This is a genomic window from Pseudodesulfovibrio profundus, assembly GCF_900217235.1.
Taxonomy (GTDB): Bacteria; Desulfobacterota; Desulfovibrionia; order Desulfovibrionales; family Desulfovibrionaceae; genus Pseudodesulfovibrio; species Pseudodesulfovibrio profundus.
In genome coordinates this window covers 207,366-224,498 of record NZ_LT907975.1, presented here as the reverse complement: position 1 = coordinate 224,498, position 17,133 = coordinate 207,366, and the positions used below count along the sequence as shown (strand labels likewise).

Here is a 17,133-nt window from a genome sequence, read left to right as displayed (position 1 = left end):
CAGGAATGAATAGCCTCCTCATGCGGTCCAACCGACGATAGCCAACAATGATTTCATTCAAAGGCTTTTTCGAGAGGGAGAGGAGGCGTTCATTCCGTTGCTGAATACGGAACCGGAAATTATTTCTAGTTCAAGATCTAATCCGTAACTCTTGGAGTATCAGACATGCCCAAAAAGATGAAAACCATGGACGGCAACACCGCCGCAGCTCACGTGGCTTACGCCATGTCGGAAACTGCCGCCATCTACCCCATCACACCTTCAACTCCCATGGGTGAAATAGCAGATGAATGGGCGGCCCAGGGACGAAAGAACATTTTCGGCCAAACCGTACAAATCCGCCAGATGCAATCCGAAGCGGGCGCAGCCGGAGCTGTGCACGGCTCTTTGGCCGGTGGCGCCTTGACCACGACCTTCACGGCATCCCAAGGCCTGCTGTTGATGATCCCGAACATGTACAAGATTTCCGGAGAACTTCTCCCCGGGGTATTCCATGTATCTGCGCGTGCAGTGGCAGCTCACGCCCTTTCCATTTTTGGCGACCATCAGGATGTCATGGCCTGTCGCCAAACCGGATTCGCCATGCTGTTTTCCAACTCCGTACAGGAAGTCATGGACCTATCGCTGGTTGCCCACCTAGCCAGCATAGAATCCTCCATACCGTTTGTATCCTCTTTTGACGGTTTCAGGACATCCCATGAAATCCAGAAAATCGAAGTGATCGACTACGATGACATGAAGCCTCTCTTGAATAAAGAGAAGCTGGCACAGTTCAGAGCCAAGGCGATGAACCCGGAGCACCCGGACATTCGTGGCACAGCACAAAACCCTGATATCTACTTCCAGGGAAGAGAGACAATCAACAAGTACTACGATGCCATTCCCGACATCGTTGAACAGTACATGAAGAAGGTAAGTGATCTCACAGGCCGTCAGTACAACCTTTTCGACTACGTTGGTCATCCAGAAGCGGAACGCTTGATCATCGCCATGGGTTCCTCCTGCGAATGCATCGAGGAAACAGTCAACTATCTCAACACTACCGGCGAGAAGGTCGGCCTGCTGAAAGTCCGGCTTTACCGCCCGTTTTCCGTCAAGCACATGGTCCAGGCCATCCCCAAAACAGTTCAGTCCATAGCCGTTCTTGATCGAACCAAAGAGCCAGGGTCACTAGGAGAACCTCTGTATCTGGATGTGTGCGCTGCGTATTCCGGTGTGGATAATGCTCCTGTCATAGTTGGCGGCCGATACGGCCTCGGTTCCAAGGAGTTTACACCGGCCATGACAAAATCGGTGTTCGACTCACTGAACAATCCCAAGCACAACTTCACGGTCGGCATCACTGATGATGTATCCAACCTGTCTCTGTTTGATTGTGACTGTGTCGACACGACACCGGAAGGCACTGTGCAGTGTAAATTCTGGGGACTCGGCTCAGATGGCACGGTCGGAGCCAACAAACAGGCCATTAAGATTATCGGCGACAATACAGATATGTATGCTCAGGGCTATTTTGCCTACGACTCGAAAAAATCGGGTGGTATCACCATCTCCCACCTTCGTTTCGGCAACAAGCCATTGCAGTCGACCTATCTTGTCAAAGACGCCGACTACATTGCCTGTCACAACCCAAGCTACGTCAATCTCTATGACGTTCTGGAAGGTATCAAAGAAGGCGGCACGTTTGTCCTGAACAGCCCGTGGACAGCTGAAGAAATGGATGAAAAACTCCCAGCGGAGATGAGACAGACGCTGGCAGAGAAAAACATCAAATTCTACACGGTGGATGCCGTGAAGATTGCCAGTGAAGTTGGCCTTGGTGGTCGTATCAATATGGTGATGCAGACTGCATTCTTCAAACTTGCCGATGTCATTCCCTTTGACCAGGCAGTTTCTCTTCTCAAGGAAGGCATCGAAGCTGCGTATGGCAAGAAAGGACCCAAGATTGTCGAAATGAACAATGCTGCGGTGGACCAAGCCACTGATGCCATTGTTGAAATCCCTGTTCTGGAAGCATGGAAAGACCTAGAGCCGACCTCTGCCGACCAATCTGATGAACCGGACTACGTTAAAAATGTCATGCGCCCGGTACTCGCTCAAAAAGGCGACACGCTTCCTGTTTCTGCATTCACTCCAGACGGAACCATGCCGGCAGCCACCTCAAAATATGAAAAACGCGGTGTGGCGATACTGGTCCCTCAATGGATCAAGGACAACTGCATCCAATGCAACCAATGCGCCTTCGTGTGCCCCCACTCGGCCTTGCGCCCGGTACTCGCAACCGAAGAGGAGCTTTCAGGCGCTCCTGATACATTTGAAATGCTTGATGCGATCGGTAAAGACGTCAAGGGCATGAAGTACAGAATGCAGGTGAACAGCTTGGACTGTCTCGGATGTGGCAACTGCGCCGACATTTGTCCTGCCAAGGAAAAAGCACTCGTCATGCATCCCATCGCGACACAAAAGCCCGAGCAGATTCCCAACTTCAACTTCTCGGACACCATCAGCTACAAAGACGCCTTTGGCCGTGACACCCTCAAGGGCAGCCAGTTCCGTCAATCTCTGATGGAATTCTCCGGTGCGTGTGCCGGTTGCGGTGAAACGCCCTATGTAAAGGTCATTACCCAACTCTTTGGCGAGCGCATGGTCATAGCCAATGCGACCGGTTGTTCATCAATCTGGGGGGCCTCGGCACCAACTACACCTTATACTGTCAACAAGGATGGTCATGGGCCAGCCTGGGGCAACTCTCTCTTTGAAGATGCTGCCGAGTTCGGCTTCGGCATTGAGATGGCTACTGACCAACGCAGAGCCCATTTGACGCAGTTGATCACAGATTACGCACAATCAGCCACGGGAGAACTCAAGGAAAGCATGCAACAATGGTTGGATGTTAAAGATGACGCCGAAGCATCCAAACCAGCAGGCAATGCACTGAAGGCACAACTTGCTGGTGCAACAGATGAAACACTGCAGGAAATAGCATCCATGTCCGACCTGTTAACCAAGCAATCCATATGGGTGTTTGGTGGCGATGGATGGGCCTATGATATTGGTTTCGGTGGCTTGGATCACGTCATCGCCTCGGGCAAGGATATCAACCTGCTCGTAATGGATACTGAAGTGTATTCCAACACAGGCGGACAATCCTCGAAGGCAACACCTCTGGGGTCGATCGCCAAGTTCGCTGCGGCTGGTAAAGGAACCGGCAAAAAGGACCTTGGCCGAATCGCCATGACCTACGGATATGTGTACGTCGCATCTGTAGCCATGGGAGCCAACAAGCAGCAGTTCCTCAAGGCCATCAAAGAAGCTGAAGCATACGATGGCCCTTCTGTGATTATTGCCTATGCTCCTTGCATCAACCAGGGAATTAAAAAAGGCATGGGCAAAACACAGTATGAGCAAAAACTCGCAGTGGAATCAGGATACTGGCCGCTTTACCGCTATAACCCGTCCCTGATTGATGAAGGGAAGAATCCCCTGACCCTGGACTCCAAGGCACCAGATGGTACTTTGCAGGACTTCCTTTCAGGTGAAAACCGCTATGCAATGCTCGAAAGATTCCATCCGGAACTCTCCAAGGCGTTCAGAGAGAGTATCGAAAAAGACTACCAGCGCCGCTACGACATTCTTGAGCGTATGGCCTCCGATGCCTGTGGCGACAAATAAAACACCCTAACTCGCAATAAAAAAGCCCGCATTCAATGCGGGCTTTTTTAGGGGCTGTACCAGATAACTAGCCCATATGTCTTCTAACCCACTGTTTCAGTTGTTTAAACTGGCTTCGCGGATTGCTGTTATTAAAACGCCACTCGCATTCCTTTAAAAACAGAGAAAAATGCTTGGTTGGAATGCCGTTGAATTTCCTCATATGGCGTTTGGCCTGGTTCCAAAAATTCTCGATTCCATTGATGTGGTTGTGGCTATCTGCAAACAGCTTCGAGTGGTTGATTCGGAAGTGTTTGAACGCTGACACATCAAGGACATTGTAGCCATACCAGCAGTCCGAGTAAACCACACTGTCTGGCTGGATTCTTTCCTGAATAATGGGAAGCAAGGTTTTACCTTTCGCATCAGGAATCACCTGTGTATAGACCTTCCCGCCCCTTTTAAGGATTCCAAAAACAGGAACCTTACCAGCCGCCCCACGTCCTCTTTTGCCCTTTCGCTTGCCACCGAAGTAGCTCTCATCGACCTCAAATTCGCCAAAATCCATCCCTTCACAGGACTCTTCTACCGCTATGATTTCCCGGAGCCGGTGAAAGTAATAGGCGGCTGTTTTGACGTTCACACCAACCAGATCGGCAGCGCAACGAGCTGTCGTGCCAGCCACAAAATGTTCGATTAAACGAAGCTGCTTGTCCTTGCTCAAACGACTTTTTCGCATTGCCATACCGATAACCCAAAGGAGTTATCTGGTACAGCCCCCTTTTTTATTGCTGATCAATCTTGTGCCAAATCAAACTATACTCTTTAACGACATTAGATGAGAGTAAACTACATTTTACTCCCACATGACACTACCTCTGTCCCAGGCTATAAACAGTAACGACCTGCGTCTAATGCAACAGGACTAGTGTTATATCATGGAATAGCAGACTTTAGATTTACCATTGAATTACCCTCTGCTAATATCCCTGATGCGAGCTTTTTCTCAGCAGAGAAAAGCCATCTTTAATGAACTCAATGGAGAGATAAGAATGAATAATTGGAATGCACAAAAAGAAAAAGCCCGGCTTGAACCGGGCTTTGAGTTTCAGAGTGGTGGGTCACCAAGGAATCGAACCTTGAACCTCCGGATTAAGAGTCCGCTGCTCTGCCAATTGAGCTAGTGACCCACTCAGTGCCGCGGGTTGCCCTCGCGACGGAGTGAATAACTATAAGTAAGGCTTTCATTTGTCAACAAACTTTTTCATTTTTTTTCTCGTAAGGATGACATGCAGCTAAACAAATCGATTCGCACGCTGTTTCTCGCTTTTTTATTCCTGACACTTACTACCTTTGCATATGCTCAGGATGCAGCCGCCCCTGCCCAACTGGAAACGTCCATTGAGGCTTACGAAACCGAGAATGGAAAACTTGTACTGACTCTTACCATCGACATGGATGAAGAGTGGTACACGTATGGAAATGACCCTGGAGGCATGGGAAAACCCACACAATTGATAGCGACAGCTGCTGACGGCACTGTAGCGACAGTGTTCTATCCCAAAGGGGTAAGCAAGCCTGACGCTTTTGACCCAACCGTCATGGTCAACAAGTACTTTGGCGGCACCAAAATCTATGCTGTCTTCCCTAAAGGAACACCGCTCCCCATACAACTCAGATTGGACTTGCTGCTTTGCCATCCAACCAAATGCGTACCGGCTAGAAAGGACCTCAGCTACACGAGCGATACACCTTTCCCATCCGCTGAAGCGCAGGAGTGGTGGAAGTCCTTTTCAGCGCTTGCCCCAGGAGAAAAAGGTGCAGAGAAATCTCTCAGTGCCTCTAACGATTTTTCTGAGTGGGACTTTTCCCCCAGATACCTTCAGCCATCACTGGAAGTCACCAGTCTGTTCAAAGCCATTGCCATGGGACTGTTGGCAGGTCTCATTCTCAACATCATGCCTTGTGTGCTCCCTGTGGTCAGTCTGAAACTGACTGCGCTGCTCAACTCATCCCACATGAAAGACGAGAAGGAACGTATTTCGGCATTTCGAGAGCACAATATTTATTTCGCACTTGGCGCCATTTGCTTTTTCGTTTTTCTCGCGATCATTCTTGGTGCAACAGGTCAAGCCTGGGGAGCGTTGTTCCAAAAGCAATGGCTTGTCATGGGCATTGCCATGGTAATCCTTGCCTTATCGCTCAGCCTGTTTGGATTTTTCCATCTCCCCATAGTTGATCTCAAGTTCGGCTCGGAAAGCGACAGCCCGCGTGTACAGGCATTTTTTACAGGTAACCTAACCACATTACTGGCAACGCCATGTAGTGGGCCATTCCTTGGCGGAGTTCTAAGCTGGGCACTGGTACAAGGGCCTGTGGTTATTGCTACCGTGTTCATATCAATTGGCGTGGGCATGTCATCGCCTTACCTGCTTATGGCTATCAATCCCCGCCTGTCCCGCTTTCTGCCCAAATCCGGCCCATGGATCGCATACGTGGAAAAAGGGATTGCCTTCTTCCTTGTCGCTACTTCATTTTATCTTATCTCAATCGCGCTGGGGAGTGAAACGCTGCGCATACTCGCACCCCTGTGGGCGATCCTTTTCGGCGTATGGGTATGGAAGCAGACCAAAACATCAATCTTCATTCGACAGTGGTCAGCGCGACTTGTTTGCATACTCATACTAATAGGCGCGATCATCTGGACTACCCCACCCAAGGTAGATGAACAGCTGTGGGTGGAATTCTCCCCCGCAGTATTTAATCAGCGCGTGGGTAAGGAAGCACTGCTTCTCGATTTCACTGCTGACTGGTGTCCGACATGCAAAGTACTTGAAGCAACAGTTCTTACTCCTGAAAATATTACTCGTTGGAAAAATGACTACAATGTGACATTCGTTCGTGTCGATATGACTGAACGGAATGTAGAAGCAGAAACACTGCTCAAAAAGCTCGGTTCAGTTTCTCTGCCAACCGCTGCATTCTTCATCCCCGGAGATGAAGCGTCACGACCATGGGTATTGCGTGATTTATTCACGGAATCTCAGCTTGAAAACTTACTGCAATCATGGAAAAAGTAGCAAAAAATAAGGAGCCGACATGTTGAATTTCCAATATTTCATGCCCACCAGAGTCCTATTCGGTCCTGATATGATCGACCAACTGGGCGAGACATCACACCTTCCCAAAGGAAGCAAAGCCATGATCGTCATTGGCGAATCAGGAGCTATGATAAAGCACGGGTACCTTTCCAAAGTACAAAGCCAGCTCGCCAAACAGGATGTTCAAAGCATCGTATTTGATAAAGTCATGCCCAACCCTGAGTCAGCTCAGGTTGACGAAGCTGCTGCCATATGCCGCGAAAAAGAAGTCGAATTCATTGTCGGTCTTGGCGGAGGATCAACTATTGATTCTGCAAAGGCCATCGCTTTGATGGCAACCAACAGTGGCAACTACTGGGATTATATGCAGTCCGGCTCTGGCGGCGGTGTAGAACCTGAAAATGACGCCTTGCCCATTGTGGCAATTCCCACAACTGCAGGAACCGGGACCGAAGCTGACCCGTGGACGGTCATCACCAAGAGTGATTCTGCTGAGAAGATCGGCTGGGGCAACGACTCCACTTTCCCAGTGCTTTCCATCGTTGATCCCAAACTCATGCTTTCCGTTCCTCCCAAACAGACGGCTTACACCGGCATGGATGCCTTTTTCCACGCAGTTGAAGCATATCTGGCAACATGCAGGCAGCCGGCCAGTGACATGCTCGCATTGGAAGCTGTCCACCTCATTGCGCACACGCTGCCTGAGGCCGTAGCCAATGGTGACGACCTTGAAGCACGGACCGTGATGGCCTGGGCAAGTACCGCTGCCGGGATGTGCGAGTCATATTCCTCATGCATCTCCCACCACTCGCTTGAGCATGCCCTTTCAGCATTCCATCCGGACCTGCCCCACGGCGCTGGACTGGTAATGCTATCCAAGGCCTATTTCGGATTTCTTGCCTCTCGCGGTGAGGAGCGACTCGGAGACCTCGCCCTTGCAATGGGTGACACATTGCAAGAGGACCTTGAAGAAGAAGTCCCGGGAGTTGCCTTCCTTGATGCTCTTGACCGGCTTATTACCCAAGTCGGCCTAGCCGATGAAAAGCTGTCCGACTACGGGGTCACGCGAGAAGAAATTCCCGATTTGGCAGAAAACGCCCTGACCACCATGGGAGCACTCTTCGACATTACTCCCGTGCCCATGTCTCAAGACGATGTTATTGCCATCTTTGAGGCGGCATACGAATAAAAAAAGAAAAGGCGCACGATGGATCGTGCGCCTTTTTTCATAGCTATGAATCAAACTAAAATAAAAGATCATCCTGAACTTTTAAATCTGTATACTGGTGCTGACTACACCGAAAGCAAATCAACCGAATCAACGAATACTCTTCGTCGGTTCATGGTCGGTTTTCTCTTCTACTCTCCCCGCTGGTTGACCTATCTCTTCAGGCTACGCTCCGTTGTAGCCAAGGTGTTGCGCATCGATGACGTCAAATTCGACACAAAACCACAGGATGAAGAATCCATCTGCTTTGCTCCGGGAGACAAATGCTCCGTCTTCACCGTATTACATGGCAAGGAAGACGACTACCTAGCCCTGAGATATGAAGCAAACCATCTTCGAGCCGACATACTTACCATGATGACACCGCTCCCCAATGGCATGAACCACTTTGAAATAGACACAATAGTCAATTACAAACACTGGACCGGCCGTTTCTACTTCTTCCTGGTCAGACCGTTTCACCATCTGATTTTTTCCCGAATGATCCATGCCGGGAAAACGAGATAGCTACTCAACCGGCACCATTTCGTAAGAATCGCCAGTAATACACCGGCAACCATCTGCGGTGATCTCAAAGGTGTTTTCAACGCCAACCATACCAACACCACGAATCCCTTGCTTTGGTTCGATGGCGATGACCATTCCCTGTTGAAGCGGCGAATCAAACCCTTTGGCAATGGGAGGGAATTCATCGATGGTCAACCCGATTCCATGACCTATGAAGGGTACCTGATTCTCATCAAGTCCCATGAACCCTTCTGCATATCCACGCTTTTCGGCCTGCTCTATGCAATACGCATACAAGTCGCTGGGCAGCACGCCGGGTGCAGCATTTTCACAGACCCAATCCTGCATTTCGATACAGAAATCATGCGCCTGTCTGACTTCATCCGGTATGGATGATTCCTCTCCTGCGAAATATGCCTGCGTTTTATCTGTATGGTACCCTTCAATCTGGAAACCAATATCAAGCATGAGCGGTTCACCCGGCTCCCATACCTTGCTTGCGCTCCCCATGAGCGCCGACCCCGGATGCTCTCCGCGCAAACCAAGTGGGCCATTGAAAGAACTGGGGTAATTGCCCGAGTCACCTGCGGCCACATGTCCTAAAAAGGCTTCTTCGCCGTGGGCCTGCATCCGTAGTATGCCCATGTGTCCTTCAGCAAAGAACACCTCCCACGCCAAATGGGATATCTCGCGTTCCGTCATGCCAGGCTGAATTTTTTCAGGCAGGATGTCGTACAAACACTTGTGATGAATGGCGCCGCATCGGCGCATGATGTCCAGTTCGTATTCGGACTTTACCATTTTAGCCAATGCTATTGCATGGTCACCAGAGACAATTGTATGCTCTTTCAGCTTTGAGGCGAGCATATTTCCAAGCTGCCATGTCAACCCACTCATCACGGCCGCAACCACCTTGGTCAGCGGGCTGTTTACATTGGCGCAAAGAGGACCAAGCTCAGAGTAGGACTTGAACTGATAGATGTGTTTCAGAGGTGATTCGAGTCGGGCCCTGTTGACACCCTTGCGAATCATCAGTACCGGTTCGCCTTCCATGGGAAGCCACAGGACGCCCTGGCCAAATGTTCCTGTTAAATAATAGATATTGAGACGCGAAAAAACCAGAATCCCGCCAGCCTTTTCTGCTACGGTTTTCAAATGAGAACGAACACTGTCGTGTCGCAACCTGAGTTCATCTGCCGAAATATGTCGAGTGGGTTCAAACAAAACCTTCTCCTTGCTATATAAGGCCTAGGCAACCAAAATGGATTCCTGTAAGAGAATCCCCTTAATTAACGAGGTGAATAATGCTGTACAACGATAAAGAGCTAGCTGCCATGCTGGCTGAGGTCAAGACAATAGCCGTAATCGGTGCTGTCGATAAGCCAGGACGCCCTGTAGATGGTGTTGGCAGGGAAATGATTGATATGGGTTTTGATGTCATTCCCGTCCACCCTATTCGCAAAGACGTATGGGGACTGGAAACGTATGCTTCCGTAAAAGATATCGACCGCCCTGTTGACGTTGTTGATCTGTTTCGAAACGCCCAGTTTTGTCCGGATCATGCCCGTGAAGTGCTTGCCATGGAACACAAGCCCAAGTGTTTTTGGATGCAGTCCGGTATTATCAGCCCGGAAGCACGTGAAATCCTGGCTGACAGCGGTATCGTCGTCATTGAAGACCGCTGCCTGAAGGTTGAACTCCAGCGCTTTGGAATCACTCGATGACCGTATCCGCATTTGATTGCCGCATGTGCGGTCACTGTTGCCATGGCGAAGGCGGTATTGTCATGACCGCCAAGGACAGACAACGCCTTTCCGCCTTTCTAGGAATCACCGAAGCTGAGCTTGTAGAAAAGTATACGGAAGAACGAGGTGGAAAACTGCACCTCATCACTAAAGAAGACGGATACTGCTTCTTTTTCAAAGAAGGCTGTGGTGTTCATCCCGGCAGGCCCGATATATGTCGTGCCTGGCCGTACTTCCGCGGCAACCTTATTGATTCAATGAGTTGGGAGATGATTCAGGAGTACTGTCCGGGAGTTAATCCAGAGGCGGGACATGCTGAATTTGTGAAACAGGGAAAGCAGTATTTGCGCGACGAAGACCTTTTGCGCTATGATCCCGACTCTCCCAATGCCCTGATTTCAGACGACTAAACAAATAAAGGACAATGATATGACCCTCCAAGAGTGCTACCGGATACTACAGCTTGATTCTGGAGCTAGTCTGGATGAGGTCAAATCCGCCTTTCGCAAGCTCGCTTTCAAATATCACCCGGATCTGAATTCAGATCCGGGTGCCAGTTCCCGATTTCGGGAAGTGAATGAAGCGTATGTCTTTGCCAAAGAACAGTTGCAAGACACCCAGGGCAAGCAAAAGCAATCTCCACGGGCAGACAAAGGGCCCAAGGCCAGCCGAAACGAGGGAGCAAAGGCGTATCAACGTCAACAACCCGGCCCCGGCGCCCAAAAGAAAGCTCAACGCAAAGCGCACAGCACAGCCCGTTCCCGCCAGCAAAATTTCTACTACAAAGAAGAAGAGGTTCTCAAAACCATCCTTGGGGACCCGTTCGCCAAAAAGGTTTTTGAAGACATATACAGCCAGATTCGTAAAGAGCAACCGGGCTACAAAGGTCCGCTTGAACTGAAAAAACGAAGTCTGCAACTGCACTGGGGTGAGCGCACACTCAACCTTGATTTCTCCAAGGGTATTCGCGGCTCAATCAAATCATGGTTGAAACATCAGATGGACCATGAACAGACTGTTTACTTTCCCGCGATACATCTGGTTCCCGGACGCAAGATACGAATCTCGGTTGAGCAAAAATTCACGGACGGACCCAAGTCTATCGAAGTCACACTCCCCAGAGACTTTGTAGTTGGAAGACCTATCCGACTGAAAGGACTAGGAAAAAAACTTGGCCCTATCAAAGGGGATCTGCTGCTGAAGATCTTGGCAAAGTGACAAATTTCTCTGCTTCCCATACTCACGGAATACAATAGACCTTTGCAGTCAAGGAGCGAGCAAACGCAATTCTGAAAGTACTACAGAGAGGCGTTTTTCGTCCCATGTCTCACCCAAACGGCACTCAACCATGCTCATTTTAATTCAAGAACGGATCAGTCAAAAATGAACTAGTTACATTATGGTTCAGACCCGTTCTGGATTTAACCATTTTTGACAAATCAAAAAAACCCCTTGTTTTCCCCCATTTTTTTTACTAGTTGGCTAATTATAAAGAAATCCATAGCGGAGGGACCATGCTCGCCATATTCGATTACAAAGCGGGAAATCAGACAAGTGTTCACAGAGCATTGGAGCACTTAGGTGTTCCAAATAAAATAACTAATGCTCCAGAAGACCTGGACAATGCCGTCGGTATCATCTTTCCCGGTGTCGGCGCAGCCGGTCAAGCCATGGAAGAGCTCCATTCAGCCGGCCTCGACGATGTCATTAAAGAACTCATCAAAAAGAAAAAACCCGTCCTGGGCATCTGTGTAGGGTGTCAAATACTACTGGACTATAGTGAAGAAAACGACACCAAGGCACTGGAAGTCATCCCTGGAGAATGTCGACTCTTCAATCCTTCATGGGTCGATTACGAGAACATTCCAATTCGTGTCCCTCACATGGGCTGGAATCAGGTTGCAGTCAAAAAAGAATGCGAACTTTTCAAGAATATTGATGAAAAAGCCGACTTCTATTTTGTGCACAGTTACTACCCTGCCCCCTCGGACGAATTTGTAATCGCCACGACCCGATATGGAATCGACTTTTGCTCCGTGCATGGAAAGCAAGGTTTGTGGGCTGTACAGTTCCACCCGGAAAAAAGCGGCAGGCCTGGACTTCAACTTCTTCAAAATTTCTACAACTACTGTCAGGAGGCCGCCGATGCTGAGTAAGCGCATTATCCCCTGCCTCGACGTGCGGAATGGACGTCTGACCAAGGGGATCAAGTTCAAAGGCAACGTGGATATCGGCGACCCGGTTGAAACGGCTAAAAAATACTATGAAGAAGGTGCAGACGAGATCGTCTTTTACGACATCACCGCCTCGCATGAAGATCGTGGTATTTTCCTTGATGTCGTAGAACAGGTTGCCTCACAAATATTCATCCCATTCTCTGTTGGTGGCGGAATCAATTCCGTAGACGACATGCGAGATGTTCTCCTTGCCGGAGCCGAAAAAGTTTCAGTCAACTCCGGAGCAGTTAAAAATCCCGACATCATCAGCGAGGGAGCTGCCCGTTTTGGCTCACAATGTGTCGTCCTCGGCATGGACGTCAAACGTGTAGACAAGTCTGAAGACATTCCCTCCGGATTTGAAATCGTCATTCACGGCGGTCGAAAATACATGGGTCTAGATGCCTTGGAGTGGGCAAAGACTGGCGAAGCCCTTGGCGCAGGTGAAATTTGCCTGAACTCAATTGACGCGGACGGCGTTAAAAATGGATATGATATCGAGTTAACCCGTCTTGTTTCTGAGTCCGTCACCATTCCAGTAATTGCATCTGGTGGTGCAGGAAACCCGCAGCACATGGTAGAAGCCGTAACCGATGGTCGGGCAACAGCAGCGCTTATCGCATCTATTGTCCATTATGGAGAGTATACGATACCGGAGCTGAAAAAATACATGAAGGATGCAGGAGTGCAGATACGATCTGTTTGGTAGCAGTCTTCCTTGTTAGCAATAAAGAAGGCCACAATCGATTGTGGCCTTCTTTATTGCCTTGCAGACAGTCCTGTTTTGTTTGAGACTCCATAGACCAACTGGTTTATAAGCCTTCAGTACCAGAATAAGAACTCGAGCTTCTTTGACAAAGCCTCTTTTTCATGTACCCTTACAGTAATGTTATCGAATGCTGGAAATTGATAATAGCAAACATGAAGGAGTACACTCATGTCGAACCGTGAAGAAATTGTACAGAAGATAAAAGCTAAGGTGGACGAACTCAATGCCGAGGTCTCTCGCCTGGAAGCCAAAGCAAAAGGAACTGAAGCCGATCTTCGAATCAAGTACAAAGACGAAATTGCCAAGTTGAAAGAGCGTCGGGAAGAGGCCAAAGCCAAAATCGAAGAGTTCCAACAGGCTGGAGATAGCGCTTGGCAAGATTTGAAAGTTGGACTCCAGGGAGCTTGGGACTACCTTGATGAGGCCATCAAATCAGCCAAATCTCGTTTCTAACAAACGCGATACAAGCAGAACCATAACAAAACAAGACCAGTACCCATGATCATGGGTACTGGTCTTTCATTCTCTTCGCGGAGTACCAAAGCACCCCAGCAAGAATCAGACAGTGGCAGGCAGTCTATTCGCTAACGAATGTACCGCTTTTACCGCCACTTTTGTATACTAGGCGACAAGCATCAATAACAATGTCCTTTTGAACGGCTTTGCACATATCGTAGATGGTTGCAGCAGCCATCTGGGCAGCAACCAAAGCCTCCATTTCTACACCCGTCTTGTAACTGGTGCGAACCTCGGCCTCCAACTCAATGACAGACTCGCTATCAACCACATTAAAGCGAATATCTACATAAGAGATTGGCAACGGATGGCACATGGGAATCAAATCAGACGTGCGTTTCGCAGCCTGAATCCCGGCAATTTTGGCAGTTGTCAATACATCACCTTTGGGCAATGCATTTTCCTTGAGCAATTGCAAAGTTTCTGGAGCAAGACGTATCAAACACCGGACAATGGCAGTACGTGCGCTGTCCTTTTTGCTTGAAACGTCAACCATCCTGGCATTGCCATCATCATCCATGTGCGAAAAGCCGTCAGACACGTTATTCACCCATTACCTTGTCTTTCGCTTTCTTGAAAAAGCCTTTGGCCTTGTTGGTCAGTTTACCGGCCTCGATCTCCGCAAACTCTTTGAGCAACTCTTCCTGACGACTATTGATGCTCGTCGGGGTCTTAACCGTGACCTCTACAAGCAGATCGCCTTTATGCGTGCTCCCCAAGTGTGGCAGCCCAAGACCGCGCAAACGGAAAACCTCACCGCTTTGCGTTCCCTTGGGAATATCGAGATCAACAGGCTCTTCCAACGTGGGAACTTCCAATCGATGCCCAAGGGCTGCTTCAACAAAAGTTATTTCGCGGCTGATAATAAGGTTCTGGCCTTGTCGCTGAAACACCTTATCCGGTTCAACATGTATCACAACATAAAGATCACCGGGAGGGCCACCATTGAAGCCAGCCTCACCTTCGCCTCGAAGACGAAGTCGGGAATTGTTATCCACACCAGCCGGAATACGAACTTTGAGGTCCTTTTCCCGTATAACCGAGCCACGTCCCATACAATCGTCACATGGATCAGTTATGATCTGACCTGCTCCACGACAGTTGGGACAGGTTACAGAAATACGGAAGAAACCTTGAGCCTGCTGAACACTACCTGCCCCACCACATTGCGGGCATGTATCAGGCTGTGTACCCGGTGAAGAACCTGAGCCATCACAGGTGTCACATTTCTGCTCGACAGGAAGCTGGATATCAACTTCAGCACCCTGTGCAGCTTCGCGGAAAGTAATGTCCAGATTGTACCGCAAATCCGCCCCGGGACGCGGCCTGTTTGCACCACCTCGTCCACCTGCAGCGGAAAACCCAAACATTTCCCCAAAGATGTCACTGAAAGCACCGAAAACATCTTCATTACTGGAAAATCCGGAGAAACCGTTGCCACTGACCCCTTCATGTCCGAAGCGGTCGTATGTCTGACGCTTTTCCGCATTCCCCAAGACTTCATATGCTTCCGCAGCTTCTTTGAACTTGGCTTCAGCCTCGGGATCATCCTGATTGCGATCAGGGTGATATTTAAAGGCAAGCTTACGGTACGCTGTCTTTATTTCAGACTCTGAAGCATCCTGAGAAACACCGAGAAGCTCGTAGTAATCGCGTTTTGCCATGACTACTTGTCAGCATCCTCAGAAGGAATATCAATGTTGGCCTCAGCAATGGGACGATCCGGAAGGATTTTGCCCGCAGCAATTTCACGCAAGGAGCTTACGATCTCCTTGTTCTTGCTTTCAACAAGAGGCTCGTAACCTTCGCGATACTGCTTGACGCGTTTAATGCCCATCTGCGTAATGAGAAAGCGGTTGCTGACCTGAGCCAGACAATCTTCAACTGTAATGCGTGCCATAATTATTCTCCTTAAGAATAGATCCTTTACAGGCGTTTCTCAACCGTCGGCCGATGAAACGTTGGCAGGAAACATTCCCTGCAAATCCTTGAGTAGTCTACTTGAGACAGGATAATACATCCCGTCACCGTTTTTCATCCAACATTGCCCCTGGGGCAACTTGGGGTCAGCATAAAACGTAATCTCCGCCAATGCTCCACCCTTTTCGTCAACCAGCTTGCAGTAAAGCAAGGGCATGGCTGTAGCGGGAAGATTGTTGAGCGGTAATGCTTCAAACTGTAACTCTGTAAATCGCCAGAGGAACATGTCAATGCCGGGTATATCTTTTTCTACCCCGAGAAGCCGCCAACTCTTTTCACCACGCTGCATTTCATATTCAGCTCTACCATGCATGACAATAAAACGTGCGACCTTTCCGATATCCAGCTTGAGAACGGAACGTCCCTGAATATCAAAAGCACTACGGGTTAACTGTGCAACACTTTGTCCGTCCAAGATAAACGGCACCGTTAGCCATGAGGATTTCCCCATGTAAATATCAGGTGCTCCTTCAACGGCATAAAAAGCAACCGTCGAAGGCGCTTCTTTTTCGCCGGACCATACACGAAGGGTCAGCGACGGTATTTTATTATCAAAACTAACCGGCTCCATCACAAGACTATTTGCCCTGAGCAAAGCCAGCGAGTGAATATAAAGATTCAATTGGGAGTTTGATGCAGGCTCGTCTTTCAGGTAGCCCGGCAAATTGAAAAAGTATCCATCTTTGCGCTTTTCTACCAACCAACTGGAACCAAAAGGCTGAAGAAGTTGCAACCGTGTTATTGCCTTCTCGTCAAACTGGAAAACACGCTTATCTAAAAACCAACCAGTTTCAACATCCAACAATCCCAAAACGTCTTTATCGAACTCATACACAAGTGAGGGGCTTCGAGAACTCCAAGCATATACGCTGCCGTTATCCGCCGGAGCCATTTTAATAGTCAGATTCTCGCTATTGGCCTTGGCAAAAGACAACGTCACAACCAACTGTGGCGACTCCAGCCCATACGCTTCAGGGCCACCTCGATCAAAGCCAACAACGGAACGATATGGTGCGATCTCCGTTATACGCTGCACATATTCAGCAACCCTGTCCGGCAGGGCGTGAGCAGTAATATCATCCGAGGTACTTGGGACTCGCGCCTTCCACCCGCCCTTGACAGTTTCAAGCAGAATTGAACCCTTTGCGCCTTGGACTTGAATTGAACGCACATCATCGCCAGGACTCGACAACCAGGAAGAATTGTCAAAATCCCTTTTTTCTATTGTATTGAACCAATACCCCACACCGGCGACAACCGCCAGGATGACTATACTGACCACAAACGAAATCCGTTTCAAATCATCCCTCCGACGGAAAAGCAGAAACTCTTTGGCCTATTAGCCAAGTGACGTTGAGGAAGCTTGATAAAATGCCTCAAAGAGCGCTTGCAAGTCAAGCGGGAATAATCTATCTGGCTC

General features: G+C 49.1%; 16 protein-coding genes and 1 tRNA gene. 10 read left to right on the top strand and 7 right to left on the bottom strand.

Going from position 1 to position 17,133, the window contains the following annotated elements; genetic code table 11:
• Positions 1-165: 165 nt before the first annotated feature.
• A complete protein-coding gene (nifJ, locus tag DPRO_RS01125) occupies positions 166-3,672 on the top strand; it encodes a pyruvate:ferredoxin (flavodoxin) oxidoreductase (protein ID WP_097010418.1) in 3,507 nt (1,168 codons plus the stop codon).
• A 67-nt stretch (positions 3,673-3,739) separates the two neighbouring features.
• Here the strand turns inward: nifJ and DPRO_RS01120 are convergent, their stop codons facing one another.
• Together DPRO_RS01120 and DPRO_RS01115 are read right to left on the bottom strand one after the other, a co-directional pair.
• The gene (locus DPRO_RS01120) at positions 3,740-4,390 is read right to left on the bottom strand and encodes an IS1595 family transposase (protein ID WP_097012874.1); all 651 of its coding nucleotides are present in this window, start codon (positions 4,388-4,390) and stop codon (positions 3,740-3,742) included.
• 375 nt (positions 4,391-4,765) lie between these two features.
• Positions 4,766-4,841: transfer RNA gene (locus tag DPRO_RS01115), tRNA-Lys, on the bottom strand.
• A 99-nt stretch (positions 4,842-4,940) separates the two neighbouring features.
• Here DPRO_RS01115 and DPRO_RS01110 point away from each other — a divergent pair.
• The 3 genes from DPRO_RS01110 to DPRO_RS01100 are packed head-to-tail and all read left to right on the top strand — an operon-like array spanning position 4,941 to position 8,487.
• Complete coding sequence (locus DPRO_RS01110; RefSeq protein ID WP_097010417.1) at positions 4,941-6,731, top strand: protein-disulfide reductase DsbD family protein; 1,791 nt, start codon at positions 4,941-4,943, stop codon at positions 6,729-6,731.
• Between the two features lie 19 nt (positions 6,732-6,750).
• The gene (locus tag DPRO_RS01105) at positions 6,751-7,941 is read left to right on the top strand and encodes an iron-containing alcohol dehydrogenase (RefSeq protein WP_097010416.1); all 1,191 of its coding nucleotides are present in this window, start codon (positions 6,751-6,753) and stop codon (positions 7,939-7,941) included.
• Between the two features lie 45 nt (positions 7,942-7,986).
• On the top strand, positions 7,987-8,487 hold the full coding sequence (locus tag DPRO_RS01100; protein WP_157917334.1) for a DUF2867 domain-containing protein: 501 nt from the start codon (positions 7,987-7,989) through the stop codon (positions 8,485-8,487).
• Here DPRO_RS01100 and DPRO_RS01095 read toward each other — a convergent pair whose 3' ends face one another.
• Positions 8,488-9,711, bottom strand: coding sequence for a M24 family metallopeptidase (locus DPRO_RS01095; RefSeq protein ID WP_097010414.1), 1,224 nt, complete (start codon positions 9,709-9,711; stop codon positions 8,488-8,490).
• An 80-nt stretch (positions 9,712-9,791) separates the two neighbouring features.
• Here DPRO_RS01095 and DPRO_RS01090 point away from each other — a divergent pair, with 80 nt between their 5' ends.
• The 6 genes from DPRO_RS01090 to DPRO_RS01065 all read left to right on the top strand — a co-directional run bounded on the left by DPRO_RS01090 (position 9,792) and on the right by DPRO_RS01065 (position 13,670).
• Positions 9,792-10,211 (top strand): CoA-binding protein, encoded by a 420-nt coding sequence (locus DPRO_RS01090; protein WP_097010413.1) that lies wholly within the window; start codon positions 9,792-9,794, stop codon positions 10,209-10,211.
• Positions 10,208-10,642 carry a YkgJ family cysteine cluster protein gene (locus tag DPRO_RS01085; RefSeq protein WP_097010412.1) on the top strand — a complete coding sequence of 145 codons (435 nt, stop codon included), beginning with the start codon at positions 10,208-10,210 and terminating at the stop codon, positions 10,640-10,642. The genes DPRO_RS01090 and DPRO_RS01085 overlap by 4 nt, the downstream gene beginning before the upstream one ends.
• A gap of 19 nt (positions 10,643-10,661) precedes the next feature.
• Positions 10,662-11,450 (top strand): J domain-containing protein, encoded by a 789-nt coding sequence (locus DPRO_RS01080; protein WP_097010411.1) that lies wholly within the window; start codon positions 10,662-10,664, stop codon positions 11,448-11,450.
• A gap of 296 nt (positions 11,451-11,746) precedes the next feature.
• Positions 11,747-12,388, top strand: a complete 642-nt coding sequence (gene hisH / locus DPRO_RS01075) for an imidazole glycerol phosphate synthase subunit HisH (RefSeq protein WP_097010410.1) — start codon at positions 11,747-11,749, stop codon at positions 12,386-12,388.
• Positions 12,378-13,157, top strand: a complete 780-nt coding sequence (gene hisF / locus DPRO_RS01070; protein WP_097010409.1) for an imidazole glycerol phosphate synthase subunit HisF — start codon at positions 12,378-12,380, stop codon at positions 13,155-13,157. The genes hisH and hisF overlap by 11 nt, the downstream gene beginning before the upstream one ends.
• A 228-nt stretch (positions 13,158-13,385) precedes the next feature.
• Complete coding sequence (locus tag DPRO_RS01065; protein WP_097010408.1) at positions 13,386-13,670, top strand: sll1863 family stress response protein; 285 nt, start codon at positions 13,386-13,388, stop codon at positions 13,668-13,670.
• A 124-nt stretch (positions 13,671-13,794) separates the two neighbouring features.
• Here the strand turns inward: DPRO_RS01065 and moaC are convergent, their stop codons facing one another.
• Genes moaC through DPRO_RS01045 form a run of 4 tightly spaced genes read right to left on the bottom strand, consistent with a single transcriptional unit; the run spans position 13,795 to position 17,013 of the window.
• A complete protein-coding gene (gene moaC / locus DPRO_RS01060; protein WP_097010407.1) occupies positions 13,795-14,274 on the bottom strand; it encodes a cyclic pyranopterin monophosphate synthase MoaC in 480 nt (159 codons plus the stop codon).
• A 1-nt stretch (position 14,275) separates the two neighbouring features.
• Positions 14,276-15,397: a molecular chaperone DnaJ gene (dnaJ, locus tag DPRO_RS01055; protein ID WP_097010406.1), complete on the bottom strand. Its 1,122-nt coding sequence runs from the start codon at positions 15,395-15,397 to the stop codon at positions 14,276-14,278.
• A gap of 2 nt (positions 15,398-15,399) precedes the next feature.
• Positions 15,400-15,633 carry a DNA-directed RNA polymerase subunit omega gene (rpoZ, locus tag DPRO_RS01050; RefSeq protein WP_097010405.1) on the bottom strand — a complete coding sequence of 78 codons (234 nt, stop codon included), beginning with the start codon at positions 15,631-15,633 and terminating at the stop codon, positions 15,400-15,402.
• 39 nt (positions 15,634-15,672) lie between these two features.
• Complete coding sequence (locus DPRO_RS01045) at positions 15,673-17,013, bottom strand: DUF4340 domain-containing protein (protein ID WP_097010404.1); 1,341 nt, start codon at positions 17,011-17,013, stop codon at positions 15,673-15,675.
• Positions 17,014-17,133: the final 120 nt, after the last annotated feature.